A 15,589-nucleotide genomic window follows, 5' to 3' on the forward strand; every position below is an offset into this window, starting at 1 on the left:
TGCGGCCTCACCGGTCCCGCGGGACGCGCGCCGTCGGGCACCTCGGGTGCGGCAATGCCGCGGTGTCCCGGCCCCGCGGTGCGCGGCAGCCGGTGCTCAGCCCGCCAGTTCGGCCCCGTACAGGTCGAACGCCGTACGCTCCTCGGCCCGTTGCCGGGCCTCGGCGAACAGGCGCTCCTCGACGTCCTTGGGCAGCGCGGGCACCGGGCGGCCCAGCCGGCGCAGCACCCGGTGCAGGGCGGACAGCAGCCAGGCCGGGTCGGCGAGGAAGCCGTCCGCACCGGAGTTCCGCCACACGCCGACGCAGGCCGCGGCCGCCAGGACCAGCGCGTAGCGCTCGCTCAGCGGGAAGGACCGGGCGTCGGGCACCGGACCCGCCCCCGCGGGGGCCAGATCGGCGAACTCGCGCACGGCGCAGTCCATCTCCGCCTTCAGTTCCCGCACGTACGGCTCGAACTCCGCGCCCGGCCAGGGCCCTTCGCCCACCGCGCGCGCCACGTACCCCCACAGCCCGTCGGCGCCGCCGAAGTGCGCGAGCCGGGCCGGATCGAGCGCGGGCACGGGCTCGGCGGGCCGGAACAGGCCGGACGGCGGCTGCGCCGTACCCGCCCCTTCCCCGGACGCCACCAGCGGCAGATACGGCACGATCACCGTCTGGCACACCGCGCTGCCCACGTGCCCGAAGCTCACCGTGTCCAGGTCCCGCAGATGCTTGCGCACCAGCGCGCTCGGCCCCGACTCCGTGTGGAACGCACCGCCGAGCACCACCGACAGGCTGTGCATGGACTCGCTCAGCAGCTTCGGCACCAGGTACTTGGCGACCGCCGCCAGCACATCGCACTCGGCGGGCAGCAGATGCAGCGCCCGGGTGGCCACCAGGGCCAGGCAGTCGGCGGCCAGCAGATCCGCGAAGGCGCCGTTGACGATCGTGCGCACCTGCCGCTCGGCTCGCTGCCCGCCCGGCCCGGACCCGCCGGTACGGAAGCGGAGCGCGGCCCGCAGTGCCGTGTCACCGAGGCCGACCAGCATGGCCGCCACCGTGGCGTTGATCAGCGGATAGGCGCTCGCGCCCACCGTCACGCCCTGCCCCCAGCCGCCCACCAGGGCCTCGCCGGGCACCGGGCAGTCCAGCAACTCCAGGCCCGCCAGCGGCAGTTGGCCGAAGCTCGTGGACCGCTTCGTCAGCCGGCGGGTCCAGGCGGCGGGCAGCTGGGTGCGGTCCAGCAGGAACAGCGAGTGGCTCTCCTGCGGAGACGGCGGACCCTCCGCCTCGCCGTTGGCCGCGTAGGCGAGGATCAGCTCGGCGTGGTCGAGGTTGTTGATCGCCGGTTTGCGGCCCGAGAGGCGGTAGCCGCCACCGGACCGGCGGGCCCGGAACTCCTCCTGGAAGAAGATGTTCGCGTGCTCCAGCTGGTGGCAGGCGATCGCCAGCCGGGAGCCGCCGAGCAGCACGTCGGCGGTGCGCCGGCGCTGGGCCGGGCTGCCCCCGGCCCACACCACGAACGCCGCGAGCAGCGAGGAGATGCCGCCGACCGCGGCCAGCCGGGCGTCGCGCCGCATCACCGGCCGGAACACCGCCCCGACCACGTCCAGCCCGTTCAGGCGTCCGCCCAGCTCCCGGGGCACGAACTCCGCGTTCAGGCCGAGCCGGTCGTAGCACTCCAGTGAGGCCCGGGCCGGCATCCCGGTGGCGTCCGCCGCCAGCACCCGGCCGAAACCCATCGGGTTGGCCTCGTCCCAGGGATCCCCGAACGCGCGGTCGACCTCGCCGACCCGACGCCGTACGGCGTCGCAGCGGTCCCCGGTCCGCGACGTCCGCTCGCTGTGCAGCAGCATCAGAACGTCTTCTCCCGGGTCCGGGCGGCCCGTTCCGGCCGCTCGGCACGGCTCACCGCGCCCGCGACGAGCAGGGCACGGCCGTGCCTGCGGGGCGCGGCCCCGTCCGCCCGCCGCCGGGCCCCGGCCTCCGTCGCGGGGCGGGCCGTCCCGGCCCCCGCCGCCTCTGCCAGGCCTGCCATCCCACTCCTCCGCTCCGCCAAGGCCGCCCCGCACCGGGGGCCGGGCCTGACCTGCACCGCCACGCTCAAGGTGCGGTACGGCGCTTGAGGATCTCTGGAGCAGCGGGGGACGGAACCGGGCGGCGCATGATCCAGCGGCCGGCCGGCCGGCCGGGCAGGCGTCGTGCAGCGGTTACTCCTCGAACAGGGCCTCCTGCTCGCCCTCCTTCTTCGCTCGGACCCGCTTGGTGCGGGCGCCGACGACCACTGCCGTTGCCGCGGCGGCCGTGGCGAGGGCGGCCGGGACCATCCAGCCGCGGTCGAAGACGTGGCCGAAGGCGTGGTCGAGGGAGAGACGGCCGGGGCCCGCGACGGCGAGGCCGGCCGCTGCCAGGCCCAGGGTCGCCGCGTACTCGTAACCACCCTCCTGGGCGAAGAAGCCGTTGGGCACGTGGACCGCCGCCGCCCCCGCCATCGCACCGGCCGCAGCCGCACCCGCCGCCGGCGTCGCCAGCCCCAGCGCCAGCAGCGTGCCGCCGCCCGTCTCCGCGAGGCCGGACGCGGTCGCGCTCGCCTTGCCCGGCGTATAGCCGACGGACTCCATGAACTGGCCGGTGCCCTCCAGCCCGTGCCCGCCGAACCAGCCGAACAGCTTCTGCGCGCCGTGCGCGGCCAGCACTCCGCCCGTCCCCAGCCGGAGCAGCAGCAGGCCCAGATCACGTCGGTCGTAACAGCTCACGGTGACTCCCCATCAACAGGTGCGCGGTCCTCTCCCGCGTTTCCACCGTCGCACCCCTCACACCACCGGGCCCGTCCTGGATGCCGTTCGGGTGGCGGCCCCGGCGCGCCGGTGTGAGCCTGACTGCCATGACCATTCAGCCGGCCAAGCTCAGCGACCCGGCCGTCCGGGCCTTCGTCACCGCCGTCAACTCCCACGACCGCGACGGCTTCATGGCGCTGCTCGCGCCGGACGCGACGATGTCCGACGACGGCTCCGACCGCGACCTCGCCGAGTGGATCGACCGGGAGATCTTCTCCTCCCACGGCCACCTGCAGGTCGACAACGAGTCCAACGGCGGCCACACCCTCCTCGCCCGCTACAGCAACGACACCTGGGGCGAGATGCGCACCAAGTGGACCTTCACCGTCGAGGACGACGGCCGTATCTCGCGCTTCGAGACCGGCCAGGCGTGAGAGAACCTCCGCGCCGAAAGGGCTTGCCCTCGCGTGCACTCCAACTTCTAGCGTCCCCGGCATGGAGACCACCACCACACCCGCCACCGCCACACCCACCAGGACCCTCGGACGCAGCGGCATCGAGGTGAGCCCGCTCGGCTTCGGCTGCTGGGCCATCGGCGGGGAGCACCAGGCCGCCGACGGGCAGCCCCTCGGCTGGGGCAAGGTCGACGACGAGGAGTCCGTACGGGCGATCCACCGCGCCCTCGACCTCGGCGTCACCTTCTTCGACACCGCCGACTGCTACGGCGCCGGCCACAGCGAGCGGATCCTCGGCCGCGCCCTCGGCAGCCGCCGGGACGACGTCGTCCTCGCCACCAAGTGGGGCAACGTCTTCGACCCGGACACCCGCACCCTGACCGGCACCGACGACACCCCGGCCTACGCCCGCCGCGCCCTCACCGCCTCCCTGCGCCGCCTCGGCACCGACCACGTCGACCTCTACCAGCTCCACCTCTCCGACGCCGACCCCGGCCGTGCCGCCGAACTCCGCGACCTGTGCGAGGAGTTCGTCCGCGAGGGGCTCGTCCGCGCCTACGGCTGGAGCACCGACGACCCCGAGCGGGCCGCCGTCTTCGCCGAGGGCCCGCACGCCGCGGCCGTCCAGCACCGGCTCAACGTGCTGCAGGACGCGCCGGAGCTCGTGGAGCTGTGCGAGCGGCTGGAGCTGGCGAGCATCAACCGCAGCCCGCTCGCCATGGGCCTGCTGACCGGCGTCCGGCGCGGTGCGCTGGAGTCCGGCGACATCCGCAGCAGGCCGCCGGCCTGGCTGCCGGGCTTCGAGGGCGACGGCTCCGGCGCCGATCCCCGTTGGCTGGAGCGGGTCGAGGCGCTGCGCGAGATCCTCACCAGCGACGGCCGCACCCCCGCCCAGGGTGCCCTGGCCTGGCTGTGGGCACGCAGCCCGCGCACCGTGCCGATCCCGGGCTTCCGCACCGTCGCCCAGGCCGAGCAGAACGCCGGTGCGATCGCCAAGGGTCCCCTGACCGCCGCGCAGCTGGCCGAGGTCGACCAGGTGCTCGGACGGTGAGTACCCGTGACCGCCGTACGACGAGGACGGCTCCCGCGCGAACCGCCCCCTGCCCCTCGGACTTCCTCCGCCGCCGCGGCCTGCTCGGTGGGGGTGGTCCGCCCCGCCCTGATGGTGAACCGGCCTGGGCAAGGGATGTGTGAGGGCTGAGAAAGCCGGGTACTTCATCAGATTTTCATGAGGTGGCAAACTCCTGGGGCGCACCGGGCGTCCTGCCGCGAATCCGCTGCTCGCCCCGGTGTACGGTCCCGGGGTGCGTGATTGTTCCCGGCTCAGCCGGCGTGCCGTCCTCGGGCTGACGGCCGCCGCCCTTCCCCTGTCCGCGGCCGCCCCGGCCTCCGCCACCACGATCGTCGGCGGGGAGCGACTGGCACGCGGTGGCGTCCAGGTGCGCGGCGCGGGCGGGCTGCCCAAGAAGCTCACCGCCCGCGCGTGGCTGGTCGCCGACTGCGAGAGCGGTGAGGTGCTCGCGTCGTTCAACGCGCACCGGCGGCTCGCGCCCGCGTCCACGCTGAAGATGCTCTTCGCGGACACGGTGCTGAAGAAGTTCGACCCCGCCCAGCGGTACAAGGTCACCGACGCCGACCTCGCCGACGTCCCGGCCGGCTCCAGCCTCGTCGGCATCAAGCCCGGCCTCACCTACACCGTCGACCAGTTGTGGCAGGGCGTCTTCCTGCGCTCGGGCAACGACGCCGTGCACGTGCTCGCGCACATGAACGGCGGCGTCGCCAGGACGGTCGCCGAGATGCAGGCCAAGGCCGAGGACCTGCAGGCCCTGGACACCCATGTGGTCAGCCCGGACGGCTTCGACCACAAGGGGCAGATCTCCTCGGCGTACGACCTCACGCTGTTCGCCCGCCACGGCCTCAAGGACGACGACTTCCGGCGCTACTGCGGCACGAGGACCGCCGACTTCCCGGCCGGCGGCAAGAAGACCTTCCAGATCCAGAACACCGACCGTCTGCTCACCGGGGCCTGGGGGCTGCACACGTACGACGGCCTGTTCGGCGTGAAGAACGGCTACACCAGCCACGCCGGCAACACCTTCACCGGCGCCGCCACCCGGGGCGGCCGCACCCTGCTGGTCACCGTCATGCATCCCGCCACGGGCAGCAACGCCGTCTACGAGCAGACCGCCGCGCTGCTCGACTGGGGCTTCGGGCGCGGGCGTTCGGCGCAGGCGGTGGGCATGCTCGTCGACCCGCTCAGCGAGGGCGGGGCGAGCGCGAGCCCCGCGCCCGCGCACACGCCGGCCCGGGCCGCGGCCGGGGCGCCGGGCGCGGCGTCCGGGAAGCACCCCTCGTCGTGGCGGCTGCTGGAGGGCGCGGCCGGAACGGCGGCGCTGCTGGGCGCGGGTGCCTGGGCGCTGCGCAGGCGGCGCAAGGCGGCGGCTCCGGGGGCCGGGACCGTGGCCGTGGAGGAGAGCGGGGGAGAGGCCGCCGAGTCCGGGGGCCGGCACCGGCGTTGACCGGCCGCCGCACGATGTGTGCGGCGGCCGTTCCCCATCGGCCGGTGCGTACCTCGCGGTCCCTCGCGAGGTCCACCCCCAACTCCGGCCCGTGGAACGGCCGCCGCATCCCCCCGTCGGTGTGGTCTGCGGAAGCAATGTGCTCCAACTGTGAAGCTCTCGTGGAGGAGAGTTGAGCATATGCGGCCGACGGGCCGCAATGGCCCGGATGTTCAAATTCCACTTGTGCACAGGGGAGCAAGGGGGGTGGCACGGGGGCGCACGGTCCGCCCCGGGGATCCTCAGCCCCGTCCGATGTACGGCATCGCGGTCGCCAGCACCGTCGCGAACTGCATGTTCGCCTCCAGTGGCAGTTCGGCCATGTGCCGCACGGTGCGCGCCACGTCGGCCACGTCCATCACCGGCTCGGGAGCGGTCTGCCCGTTCGCCTGGAGCGCCCCTGTCTGCATCCCGGCCGTCATGTCGGTGGCAGCGTTGCCGATGTCGATCTGGCCCACCGCGATGCGGTACGGCCGCCCGTCCAGCGACAGCGACTTGGTCAGGCCGGTCAGCGCGTGCTTGGTCGCGGTGTAGGCGACCGAGTGCGGGCGGGGCGCGTGGGCGGAGATGGAACCGTTGTTGATGATCCGGCCGCCCTGCGGCTCCTGCTCCTTCATCCGCCGGTACGCCGCCTGCGCGCACAGGAACGCCCCGTTGAGGTTGGTGTCCACCACGTGCCGCCAGGCCTCGTAGGGCAGTTCCTCCACCGGTACCCCGCCCGGGCCGAAGGTTCCCGCGTTGTTGAACAGCAGGTCGATCCGCCCGAACCGCTCCACGGCCGCCGTGAACAGGGCCTCGACGTCCTCGGGCCGCGACACGTCGGTGCGTACGGCGAGCCACGGGCCCTGCGGCACCAGGGCCGCCGTCTCCTCCAGCGCCCCGGTGCGCCGGCCGGCCAGGACCACCGACCAGCCGGCCCGCAGCAGCTCCACGGAGACGGCCCGCCCGATGCCGGAGCCGGCGCCGGTCACCACCGCGATCTTCGATTGCCTGTCGGTCATGGCTGAGCAGCGTAGGCGGCAAGTCCGCGATACGGAATCCCATGTCCGCCATACGGCTGCTCGGCGCCCGTCGGTGCTGCCGGGCGCCGCCCCGGCTATCCGGCGACGGCCGCCGCCCCCGCCTCCCCCGGGTACCGCACCCCGATCCGCTCCCGGATCGCGTCCAGCGTGCGCATCACCGCGAGGGTGCCGTCCAGGGGCACCAGCGGCGACTCCTTCTCGCCCGCCCGCAGTGCCCGCATGACCTCCCGCGCCTCGTGCCGCAGGCTGGTGCGCGGCCCGTCGGCGGGATCGGCGGTGAACTCCTCCGGGTCGCGGCCCTCGCGGTGCAGCACGAAGCGGTCGGGGTGGAAGAAGCCGGACGGGATGTCGATGCGGCCGCGCGAGCCGGTGACCGACGCCGTGACCGCCGTACCACCGACGATGGAGCAGTGCACCGAGGCCAGAGCGCCGCTCTCCCAGGAGAGCAGTGCACCCGTCTGGAGATCGACCCCCTCCTCCGAGAGCACCGCTCTGGCGGTGATCCCGTCCGGTTCGCCCAGCAGCAGCTGCGCGAACGACACCGGATACACCCCGAGGTCCAGCAGCGCCCCGCCGCCCAGCGCCGGATCCCGCAGCCGGTGCGCCGCCGGGAACGGTCCGGCCAGCCCGAAGTCGGCCTGCACCGTCCGCACCTCGCCGATCGCCCCGTCCGCCACCAGCGCCTTCAGCCGCCGCACGAGCGGACTGCAGTACATCCACATCGCCTCCATCAGGAAGCGGTCGTGCTCCCGCGCCAGCTCCACCAGCTCCTCGGCCTGGCGGAGGTTCAGCGTGAACGGCTTCTCGCACAGCACATTGCGTCCCGCCGTCAGGCACAGCCCGGCCGCCGCCCGGTGCGCCGAGTGCGGTGTGGCGACGTACACGACATCGATGTCCTCGTCCGCCGCCAGCGCGTTCCAGTCGCCGTACGCCCGCGCCACCCCGAACCGCTCGGCGAACGCCTCAGCCGCCGCCGGCCGCCGCGAGGCCACCGCCACGATCTCCGCGTCCGGTAGATCGACCAGGTCCGCCGCGAAGGCCGAGGCGATGCCGCCCGTCGCCAGGATCCCCCACCGCACGCTCTGCTCCGCCATCCCGCCCCGCCCTCGTATATGTGTTCTTCGGCACCGTGTACGAGCTGAGAGCATAGGTGGCGGATCAGCACCAGAGGGAGGGACACATGCCCGAGCACGCGGCGGCACACACACCCGAAACGGAGCGCACGTCCCTCACCCCACCGCCCGCCATCGCCGCCACCCGCCGCACCGGACTGCTCACCGTCCTCATGCTCGGCGGCCTCACCGCCACGCCGCCGCTGGCGATGGACATGTACCTCCCGTCGCTGCCGGAGGTCACCCGCTCCCTGCACGCGCCCGCCGCCACCGTCCAGCTCACCCTGACCGCGTGTCTGCTCGGCATGGCGCTCGGGCAGCTGGCCGTCGGCCCGATGAGCGACCGCTGGGGCCGCCGCCGGCCGCTGCTGACCGGCCTCGCCGTCTACCTCCTCGCCACCGCCCTGTGCGCGGTGGCACCGGACGTCGAGGTCCTCGTCGCCTTCCGGCTGGTGCAGGGGCTCGCGGGCGCGGCCGGCATCGTCATCGCACGGGCCGTCGTACGCGACCGCTACGACGGCGTGGCCATGGCCCGCTTCTTCTCCACCCTGATGCTGGTCTCCGGGGCCGCCCCGATCGTCGCCCCGCTCATCGGCGGGCAGATCCTGCGGGTGACGGACTGGCGGGGCGTGTTCGTCGTCCTCACCGCGGTCGGCGCCGCCCTCGCGGCCGTGGTCTGGCTGCGGCTGCCCGAGACCCTGCCGCCCGCCGCCCGGCACGGCGGGGGAGCGGCGCAGGCCCTGGGCACGATGCGCGCCCTGCTCGCCGACCTGCCCTTCACCGGGTACATGCTCGCCGGCAGCTTCGCCTTCGCCGCCCTCTTCGCCTACGTCGCCGCGTCCCCGTTCGTGATCCAGGAGATCTACGGTGCCTCCCCGCAGACCTTCAGCCTCCTGTTCGGCCTCAACTCGGTCGGGCTGGTGATCGCGGGGCAGGTCAACGGCAAGATCCTGGTCGGCCGGGTCAGCCTGGACAAGGTGCTGGCCACCGGCCTCGCGGTGATCGTGCTCGCGGCGGCCGCCCTGCTGCTCCTGGCCGCGGGCGCCTTCGGCGGGGCGGGCCTCGTCCCGGTCGCCGCCGCCCTGTTCGTCCTCATGTCGGCCATGGGCATCACCCTGCCCAACGCCCAGACCCTCGCCCTGCTGCGCACCCGGCACGCCGCCGGCTCCGCCTCCGCGCTGCTCGGCACCTGCTCCTTCCTCGTCGGCGCCGTCGCCTCCCCGCTCGTCGGGATCGCGGGGGAGCGCACCGCCGTACCCATGGCGATCGTCCAACTGGCGGGATCACTGGTCGCGGCGGCCTGCTTCGTGGGAATGTGCCGTCCCTGGAACACTCGTACGAGGACGGAGGGAGTGGGCAGCTGAGCACGCCGAGACTGCGCACCGGCACACCCGAGCGGGCCGGGCTCGACCCCGGGGAGCTCGGGCACCTGGCCGGCGAGGCGCACGCCCTCACCACCGGAGCGCGCCCCTGGGCGGCCGGTGCCGTCGTGGTGGCCGGACGCGGCCCCGTCCTCGCCCTGGCCGAGGCCGCGGGCTGGGCGGTGCGCCATCGCGGCTACGACCCCGAGAGCGACACCGGCGTCGAACTGCCGCCCACCGACCGGGTCCCGGCCACCGTCGACACCCCCTTCGACCTGGCGTCCCTCACCAAGCTGTTCACCTCGGTCGCCGCCGTGCAGCAGATCGAGCGCGGCACCCTCGGCATGGACGCCCGGGTCGGCGCCTACCTGCCCGAGTTCACGGCGGCGGCCGAACACGGCATCACCGTCCGGCAGCTGCTCACCCACACCTCCGGGCTGCGCCCCGAACTCCCGCTGTACGACTGCCCGGACGACGCGTCCCGGCTCGCGCTGCTCCGTGCCGAGGCACCGGTGGCCGAGCCCGGCACGCACCTCTACTCGGACCTGAACATGCTCCTGCTCCAGCACGTACTGGAGCGCATCACCGGCCGGAGCCTGGACGTCCTGATCGAGGACGGCATCACCCGCCCGCTCGGCATGACGGCGACCGCTTTCGGCCCCTGCCCCGGCGCCGCGGCCACCGAGGACCAGCGGCGGCCGTGGGCCAAGGCGGACCGGGGGATGCTGCGGGGTGTGGTCCACGACGAGAACGCCTGGGCGCTCGGCGGCGTGGCCGGTCACGCGGGCCTCTTCTCCACCGCCACCGACCTGGCGGTCTTCTGCCGTGCCCTGCTGGGCGGCGGCGCGTACGGCCCCGCCCGCATCCTCGGCCGCGACTTCGTGGAACTCCTGCTCACCCCGCCGGGCCTGGGCTTCGCCGTGGACCAGCCCTGGTTCATGGGCGAGCTGGCGGGCCGGGGAGCGGCCGGCCACACCGGCTTCACGGGGACGTCGCTGGTCCTGGACCCGGCGACGGACACGTTCCTGGTACTGCTGGCGAACACCGTCCACCCGAGGCGCCGGCCACCGGACAGCGCACCGAGGGCGAGGCTGGGCACACGTCTGGCGCGGGCGGTGATCTGAACCTCGCGGGAAGGCGCCCAGCCATACAATCGGCAGGTGAACGACCCCCTGTCCCCGGCCGAAACCCTCCGCGCAGCCCTCGCGGAGCTGCTCGCAGGCCTCCCGCCCAGGCAAGCCACCGCAGCGGTCGAGAGGCTGATCGGCCACTACCGTGGCGAAACCCCCACCGCCGCCCCGATCCTGCGCGACCGCGCCGACGCCGCCGCCTACGCGGCCTACCGCATGCCGGCCACGTTCGAGGCGGTCCGCGCGGCCCTGGAGGCGTTCGCCGAGGCCGTGCCCGGCTGGACGCCCGGCAGCCATGCCGACGTCGGCGGCGGCACCGGCGCGGCGACCTGGGCGGTGACGGCCACCTGGGCCGGGGTGCGTCCGGTGACCGTGCTGGACTGGGCCGAGTCCGCGCTCGCGCTCGGCCGGGACATCGCCGAGGCCAACCCCGCCCTGCGCGACGCCCGCTGGCAGCGCGCCCGGATCGGAGCGGCACTCACCCTCGAGAGCACCGACCTCGTCACCGTGTCGTACGTCCTCAACGAGCTCACCGAGGGCGACCGCACCGCCCTCGTCGACGCCGCCGCGGCCGCCGCCCGGGCCGTCGTGATCGTCGAGGCCGGCACCCCCGCCGGATACGCCCGCGTCATCGAGGCCCGCGACCGCCTGGTCGGCGCCGGGTTCCAGGTGGCCGCCCCCTGCCCGCACAGCGCCGCCTGCCCCATCGCCCCGGGCACCGACTGGTGCCACTTCTCCGCCCGGGTCAGCCGCTCCTCCCTGCACCGCCAGGTCAAGGGCGGCTCACTGGCGTACGAGGACGAGAAGTTCGCCTACGTCGCCGCCACCCGGCTCCCCGTCACCCCGGCCCCCGCCCGCGTCGTCCGGCGCCCGCAGATCCGCAAGGGCCAGGTGCTGCTCGACCTGTGCGAACCGGACGGACACCTGCGCCGCACCACGGTCACCAAGCGTCACGGCGACCTCTACAAGGCGGCCAGGGACACCGACTGGGGCGACCCCTGGCCCCCGGAGGACCCGCGGCCCGACCCTGCTGACCGCCCGTCACCCCTGTGAGGCACGTCTCGTCCGCTTCCTCCGGATCCGCCCCGGTGACCCCCGAAGCTCACGGAGATGGGAGCATGAGGCATGCTGTCCGCACACCAGCAGGCGACCACGGACTGAGGGGACAGATGAGCGCGACGTTCGGCGGCCGGGCCGGCCGGCAGGGCAAACTCTCCCAGTGGCTGCTCGGACGCCGCCCGAAGGAAGCCGCCGACGACGGCGGCCGCGAGGCCCTCCTGCTGTCCGCCGCCGCGGCGGGACTCCCGCTCGCCCCCGCCGCGCACCCCGCCGACGGCTACCGCTGCTCCTGCGACCGGGTCGGCTGTCCCACCCCCGCCCGGCACCCGGTGTCGTTCGCCTGGCAGACCCAGTCCACCACCGACCGCGCCCAGATCGAGCGCTGGGCCCGGCACCAGCCGCAGGCCAACTTCATCACCGCCACCGGCATGGTCCACGATGTGCTGGACGTGCCCCTGGAGGCCGGCCGGGAGGCGCTGGAGCGGCTGCTGGGCGCCGGTGTCGAGACCGGCCCGGTGGCCGAGAGCGACGACGGCCGCATGCTGTTCTTCACCCTCACCCGCGGCACCCCCGAGGACGAGGACGAGTGGTGGCCCTGCGAACTGGACTGCCACCCCGAGACCATGGACGAGCATCCCGGCCTGCGCTGGCACTGCCGCGGCTCCTACGTCCTCGTACCGCCCGCCCGGCTGCCCGGCGACGACCGGCGGGTGCGCTGGGTGCGCGGCCCCGAGCATCCGCTGCCCGACCCGCTGAGCCTGCTGGAGGCGCTCACCGACGCCTGCGCCCGCCACGTCGGCGCGGCGGCCGACCGGCCGGGCAGCGCCTGGCCGCTGCGCCACTGAGCCCGGCCGGCGGTACGGACGCCGCTACGAACCCTGTGCGGCCGTCAGGCCCCGGACCTGCCCCAGCACCTGCACCGGGCCGCTGCCCGCCGGGTCCAGGGCGGCCTCGTTGGAGATGGACTCGAGCGTCAGCGACTGCTTGATCTCGCCCTTGGTCAGCGCCTGCACGTCCTTGTTGGGGACCCGCACGGAGGTGCCCGCGGCGGCGGTCTGCTTCTCGAAGTGGTGCGCGGTGAAGAACACCAGCGCCCCGCCGTCCGCCGTGCGCAGCGCGAGCGGCGCGTAGTCGCCGTGTGTCAGCGGCTCGTCGAGGTACTGCCGCACCAGGCCCGGCTTCTTCGCCTGCTTCTTGCGGTCCGCCCGCCAGCCGCTGGTGTTGCGGCCGTCGGCGAACGTCTTCCCGCCGTCCTGCAGATAGTCCGCGTACTCCTTGCTCAGGTCCGCGGGAGGCACGGCGAACCGCGTGGAATCCGCGGGCACGGCCTCGGCCCAGCCGTCCTTGTCCTTCTTGAACTCCGGTACGGCACCGGGCGCGACCAGCGTCAGATACGCCGCCTTCCACGGCTCACCGAGGTCCTGGCGGGTGAAGACCAGCAGCCAGCGGACGTTCCCGCCCTTGTTGCCCCGGGCGTCGGCGACGAACCAGCGCGGCCAGCCGGCCTTCTTCGGGATGGTGAACTTCGCGTCCGTCAGCGTCAGCGGCGTGTGGTTCGCGTTGCCCGACGGACTGTTGGCGTGTCCGGCCTTCAGCCGGGCGCCGTCGATGTCGGCGAGGGCGCCGGTGACGTGATCGGCGTCCAGGGAGCGGTCGTAGGCCTGGTCGGCCCTGTTGTACGCGGCGGTGAACTGCGCGAGCGCCTTGGCGGCCTCGGCCCGGGTGGCGGCCGGGAGCACCTCGCGCTCCCCGTGCACCACCACACATCCGCTCGCCGTCAGCGACAAAGCGGTCAGTGAGGCCGCTATGAGTGCGTTCCGGTCCCGCCTGCGAAGCCCACGACGACTGCGATCCCTGCTCATGAGGTGCCTTCACCCTCCCCTTTCCGGAGGCGAACCCTACCGGGACGGGGAGGGGGGCGGGTGGCCGGTTCCCCCGACTCGGCACGACGCCACGGTGCGCCTACTCGGACGCGGGCACCTGGGTCTCGACCGCGGGAGCCGCCCCCTCGCTCTGCCGGCCCTTCAGCCACGCGCGGAACTCCGGCGTGATCAGGAACACGGACAGGGTCGGGACCAGGTACACCGCCCACACCGTGAGCTGGACGACCGTCGGGTCGGGCTGGAAGTTGAACACGCCCTTGAGCAGGGTGCCGTACCAGCTGTCCGGCGGGATCGCGCCGCTGATGTCGAAGGCGAGGTCGGAGATGCCCGGGATCCAGTTGGCCTCCTGCAGGTCGTGGAAGCCGTACGCCAGCACGCCCGCGGCGACCACGACCAGCATGCCGCCGGTCCAGGTGAAGAACTTGGCCAGGTTGATCCGCAGGGCGCCCCGGTAGAACAGCCAGCCGAGCAGCACGGCCGTGGCCAGGCCGAGCGCCACGCCGATCAGCGGGCGCGGGGTGCCGTCGCTGGCCGCGTGCACCGAGGCCCACACGAACAGCGCCGTCTCCAGCCCCTCCCGGCCCACGGCCAGGAACGCGGTGGCGACCAGCGCGCCCGTGCCCATCGCGAGGGCCGCGTCCAGCTTGCCGTGCAGTTCCGACCTCAGGTGCCGGGCGGTGCGCCGCATCCAGAACACCATCCAGGTCACCAGGCCGACGGCGACGATGGACAGGGAGCCGCCGAGCGCCTCCTGCGCCTCGAACGTCAGCTCCTGGGAGCCGAACTCCAGCGCGCAGCCGAAGCCCATCGCGATGGCGATCGCGATGCCGATGCCGGTCCAGATGGGCCGCAGGGCGTCCCGGCGGCCGGTCTTGACCAGGTAGGCGATGAGGATGCAGACGACGAGCGACGCCTCGAGGCCCTCGCGCAGGCCGATCAGGTAGTTGGAGAACACGGTTACGCCTCCTCGGAGAACAGCGTGCGGCCCCACCAGTCGCCGGAGTCCCGGACACCGGGGGGCACCGCGAAGACCGCCGAACCCACGTGCTGGATGTACTCGTTGAGCGCGTCGTGCGCGGCCAGCTTGCGCTGCAGCGGGATGAATCCCTCGCGCACGTCCCGCTGGTAGGCCAGGAAGAACAGGCCCGCGTCCAGGCGGCCGAGGCCGTCGGTGCCGTCGGTGAAGGAGTAGCCCCGGCGCAGGATGGTGATCCCGCCGTTGGCGTCCGGGTGCGCGAGCCGCACGTGCGCGTCCGGCTTCATCGCCTTCAGGAACGGCTTGTCGTGCTCCTTGGCCTTGCCGACCGGTGCGCCCTCGCGCTTGTCGCGGCCGAAGACGTCCTCCTGCTCCTGCAGCGAGGTCCGGTCCCAGGTCTCGATGTTCATCCGGATGCGCCGGGCGACGAGGTAGGACCCCCCGGTCATCCAGGCGTCCGGGGCGCCGGTGTCCCCCGCGCCGACCCACACGAACTTCTTCAGGCGGTCGGTCTCGGTTCCCGCGATGTTGCGGGTGCCGTCCTTGAACCCGAAGAGGTTGCGCGGGGTCTGCGCGTCCGGGGTGGTGGAGGAGGTCTTGCCGAAGCCCAGCTGGGACCAGCGGACGGCGACCTTGCCGAAGCCGATGCGGGCCAGGTTGCGGATGGCGTGCACGGCGACCTGCGGGTCGTCCGCGCACGCCTGGATGCACAGGTCACCGCCGGTCCGGGTCTTGTCCAGGTTGTCCCCGGGGAAGGCGGGCAGGTCGACCAGGGCAGCGGGCCGCTTGTCCGCGAGCCCGAACTTGCCGAAGAGGGACGGGCCGAAGCCGATGGTCAGGGTCAGCCGGGACGGCTTGAGGCCCATCGCCTCACCGGTGTCGTCCGGCGGCGCCTCGGCGAGCCCGTCGAACGCGCCCTCGCCGACCGGCTTGCCGGCCGTCATCCGCCGGGCCGCCTCCGTCCAGTCCTTGAGCATCCGTACGAACTCGGCGCGGTCGTCGGTCTTCACGTCGAACGCCGCGAAGTGCAGCCGGTCCTGCACCGGGGTGGCGATGCCCGCCTGGTGCGCGCCGTGGAACTCCACCGCGCCGCCCGCGTCGGCGGCGGCCGGCGCCATGTCGTCGCCGGCGTTCGCCATCGCCACGGCACCGCCGGCCACGGCGGCACCGAGCGCGAGCCCGGCGCCTCCCCAGCCGATCAGCGCCCTCCGCGACGGGCTGCCGGCCGTGCTCTGCGGGGCTTCCCGGTTGTCCTGGATCTCGGTCATCGCCCTGT

At 73.9% G+C, this 15,589-nt stretch carries 15 protein-coding genes; 7 read left to right on the forward strand and 8 right to left on the reverse strand.

The window, feature by feature from the left end; genetic code table 11:
* Window positions 1-96 precede the first annotated feature (96 nt).
* The 3 genes from ACZ404_RS30690 to ACZ404_RS30700 all read right to left on the reverse strand — a co-directional run bounded on the left by ACZ404_RS30690 (window position 97) and on the right by ACZ404_RS30700 (window position 2,736).
* Window positions 97-1,836 carry an acyl-CoA dehydrogenase family protein gene (locus tag ACZ404_RS30690; protein WP_468445501.1) on the reverse strand — a complete coding sequence of 580 codons (1,740 nt, stop codon included), beginning with the start codon at window positions 1,834-1,836 and terminating at the stop codon, window positions 97-99.
* Window positions 1,836-2,018: a hypothetical protein gene (locus ACZ404_RS30695; protein WP_468445503.1), complete on the reverse strand. Its 183-nt coding sequence runs from the start codon at window positions 2,016-2,018 to the stop codon at window positions 1,836-1,838. The genes ACZ404_RS30690 and ACZ404_RS30695 overlap by 1 nt, the downstream gene beginning before the upstream one ends.
* Before the next feature lie 172 nt (window positions 2,019-2,190).
* The gene (locus ACZ404_RS30700; protein ID WP_468445505.1) at window positions 2,191-2,736 is read right to left on the reverse strand and encodes a DoxX family membrane protein; all 546 of its coding nucleotides are present in this window, start codon (window positions 2,734-2,736) and stop codon (window positions 2,191-2,193) included.
* A 128-nt stretch (window positions 2,737-2,864) separates the two neighbouring features.
* On the opposite strand from ACZ404_RS30700, the gene ACZ404_RS30705 reads away from it, so the two are divergent.
* The 3 genes from ACZ404_RS30705 to ACZ404_RS30715 all read left to right on the forward strand — a co-directional run bounded on the left by ACZ404_RS30705 (window position 2,865) and on the right by ACZ404_RS30715 (window position 5,731).
* Window positions 2,865-3,191, forward strand: coding sequence for a nuclear transport factor 2 family protein (locus ACZ404_RS30705; protein WP_468445507.1), 327 nt, complete (start codon window positions 2,865-2,867; stop codon window positions 3,189-3,191).
* A 61-nt stretch (window positions 3,192-3,252) separates the two neighbouring features.
* Window positions 3,253-4,263 (forward strand): aldo/keto reductase, encoded by a 1,011-nt coding sequence (locus tag ACZ404_RS30710; protein WP_468445509.1) that lies wholly within the window; start codon window positions 3,253-3,255, stop codon window positions 4,261-4,263.
* Between the two features lie 253 nt (window positions 4,264-4,516).
* Window positions 4,517-5,731 (forward strand): D-alanyl-D-alanine carboxypeptidase family protein, encoded by a 1,215-nt coding sequence (locus tag ACZ404_RS30715; RefSeq protein ID WP_468445511.1) that lies wholly within the window; start codon window positions 4,517-4,519, stop codon window positions 5,729-5,731.
* A gap of 281 nt (window positions 5,732-6,012) precedes the next feature.
* On the opposite strand, the gene ACZ404_RS30720 is transcribed toward ACZ404_RS30715, so the two are convergent.
* Both ACZ404_RS30720 and ACZ404_RS30725 read right to left on the reverse strand, forming a co-directional pair.
* Window positions 6,013-6,771, reverse strand: a complete 759-nt coding sequence (locus ACZ404_RS30720) for an SDR family oxidoreductase (protein ID WP_468445513.1) — start codon at window positions 6,769-6,771, stop codon at window positions 6,013-6,015.
* Between the two features lie 95 nt (window positions 6,772-6,866).
* Window positions 6,867-7,886, reverse strand: coding sequence for a Gfo/Idh/MocA family protein (locus ACZ404_RS30725; RefSeq protein ID WP_468445515.1), 1,020 nt, complete (start codon window positions 7,884-7,886; stop codon window positions 6,867-6,869).
* 86 nt (window positions 7,887-7,972) lie between these two features.
* On the opposite strand from ACZ404_RS30725, the gene ACZ404_RS30730 reads away from it, so the two are divergent.
* From ACZ404_RS30730 to ACZ404_RS30745, 4 genes are all read left to right on the forward strand, one after another.
* On the forward strand, window positions 7,973-9,268 hold the full coding sequence (locus ACZ404_RS30730; RefSeq protein WP_468445517.1) for a multidrug effflux MFS transporter: 1,296 nt from the start codon (window positions 7,973-7,975) through the stop codon (window positions 9,266-9,268).
* Window positions 9,220-10,389 (forward strand): serine hydrolase domain-containing protein, encoded by a 1,170-nt coding sequence (locus ACZ404_RS30735; RefSeq protein ID WP_468445519.1) that lies wholly within the window; start codon window positions 9,220-9,222, stop codon window positions 10,387-10,389. Before ACZ404_RS30730 ends, ACZ404_RS30735 begins: the two co-directional genes overlap by 49 nt.
* A 36-nt stretch (window positions 10,390-10,425) precedes the next feature.
* Entirely contained in the window at window positions 10,426-11,448 is a 1,023-nt protein-coding gene (locus ACZ404_RS30740; protein WP_468445521.1) for a small ribosomal subunit Rsm22 family protein, read from the forward strand.
* 116 nt (window positions 11,449-11,564) lie between these two features.
* Window positions 11,565-12,299 carry a bifunctional DNA primase/polymerase gene (locus tag ACZ404_RS30745; protein ID WP_468445523.1) on the forward strand — a complete coding sequence of 245 codons (735 nt, stop codon included), beginning with the start codon at window positions 11,565-11,567 and terminating at the stop codon, window positions 12,297-12,299.
* A gap of 24 nt (window positions 12,300-12,323) precedes the next feature.
* Here ACZ404_RS30745 and ACZ404_RS30750 read toward each other — a convergent pair whose 3' ends face one another.
* From ACZ404_RS30750 to efeB, 3 genes are all read right to left on the reverse strand, one after another.
* A complete protein-coding gene (locus ACZ404_RS30750; protein ID WP_468445525.1) occupies window positions 12,324-13,316 on the reverse strand; it encodes an SCO2278 family lipoprotein in 993 nt (330 codons plus the stop codon).
* 100 nt (window positions 13,317-13,416) lie between these two features.
* Entirely contained in the window at window positions 13,417-14,292 is an 876-nt protein-coding gene (gene efeU / locus ACZ404_RS30755; protein ID WP_468445527.1) for an iron uptake transporter permease EfeU, read from the reverse strand.
* A gap of 2 nt (window positions 14,293-14,294) precedes the next feature.
* Window positions 14,295-15,581, reverse strand: a complete 1,287-nt coding sequence (gene efeB / locus ACZ404_RS30760; protein WP_468445529.1) for an iron uptake transporter deferrochelatase/peroxidase subunit — start codon at window positions 15,579-15,581, stop codon at window positions 14,295-14,297.
* Window positions 15,582-15,589 lie beyond the last annotated feature (8 nt).

The sequence above is a fragment of the Streptomyces sp. NPDC030798 genome, from assembly GCF_055572275.1.

Coding starts and splice junctions, on each gene's coding strand:
- ACZ404_RS30690 (WP_468445501.1), bottom strand. CDS start 1,836: ATGCTGCTGCACAGCGAGCGGACGTCGCGGACCGGGGACCGCTGCGAC.
- ACZ404_RS30695 (WP_468445503.1), bottom strand. CDS start 2,018: ATGGCAGGCCTGGCAGAGGCGGCGGGGGCCGGGACGGCCCGCCCCGCG.
- ACZ404_RS30705 (WP_468445507.1), top strand. CDS start 2,865: ATGACCATTCAGCCGGCCAAGCTCAGCGACCCGGCCGTCCGGGCCTTC.
- ACZ404_RS30710 (WP_468445509.1), top strand. CDS start 3,253: ATGGAGACCACCACCACACCCGCCACCGCCACACCCACCAGGACCCTC.
- ACZ404_RS30720 (WP_468445513.1), bottom strand. CDS start 6,771: ATGACCGACAGGCAATCGAAGATCGCGGTGGTGACCGGCGCCGGCTCC.
- ACZ404_RS30725 (WP_468445515.1), bottom strand. CDS start 7,886: ATGGCGGAGCAGAGCGTGCGGTGGGGGATCCTGGCGACGGGCGGCATC.
- ACZ404_RS30730 (WP_468445517.1), top strand. CDS start 7,973: ATGCCCGAGCACGCGGCGGCACACACACCCGAAACGGAGCGCACGTCC.
- ACZ404_RS30745 (WP_468445523.1), top strand. CDS start 11,565: ATGAGCGCGACGTTCGGCGGCCGGGCCGGCCGGCAGGGCAAACTCTCC.
- ACZ404_RS30750 (WP_468445525.1), bottom strand. CDS start 13,316: ATGAGCAGGGATCGCAGTCGTCGTGGGCTTCGCAGGCGGGACCGGAAC.
- efeB (WP_468445529.1), bottom strand. CDS start 15,581: ATGACCGAGATCCAGGACAACCGGGAAGCCCCGCAGAGCACGGCCGGC.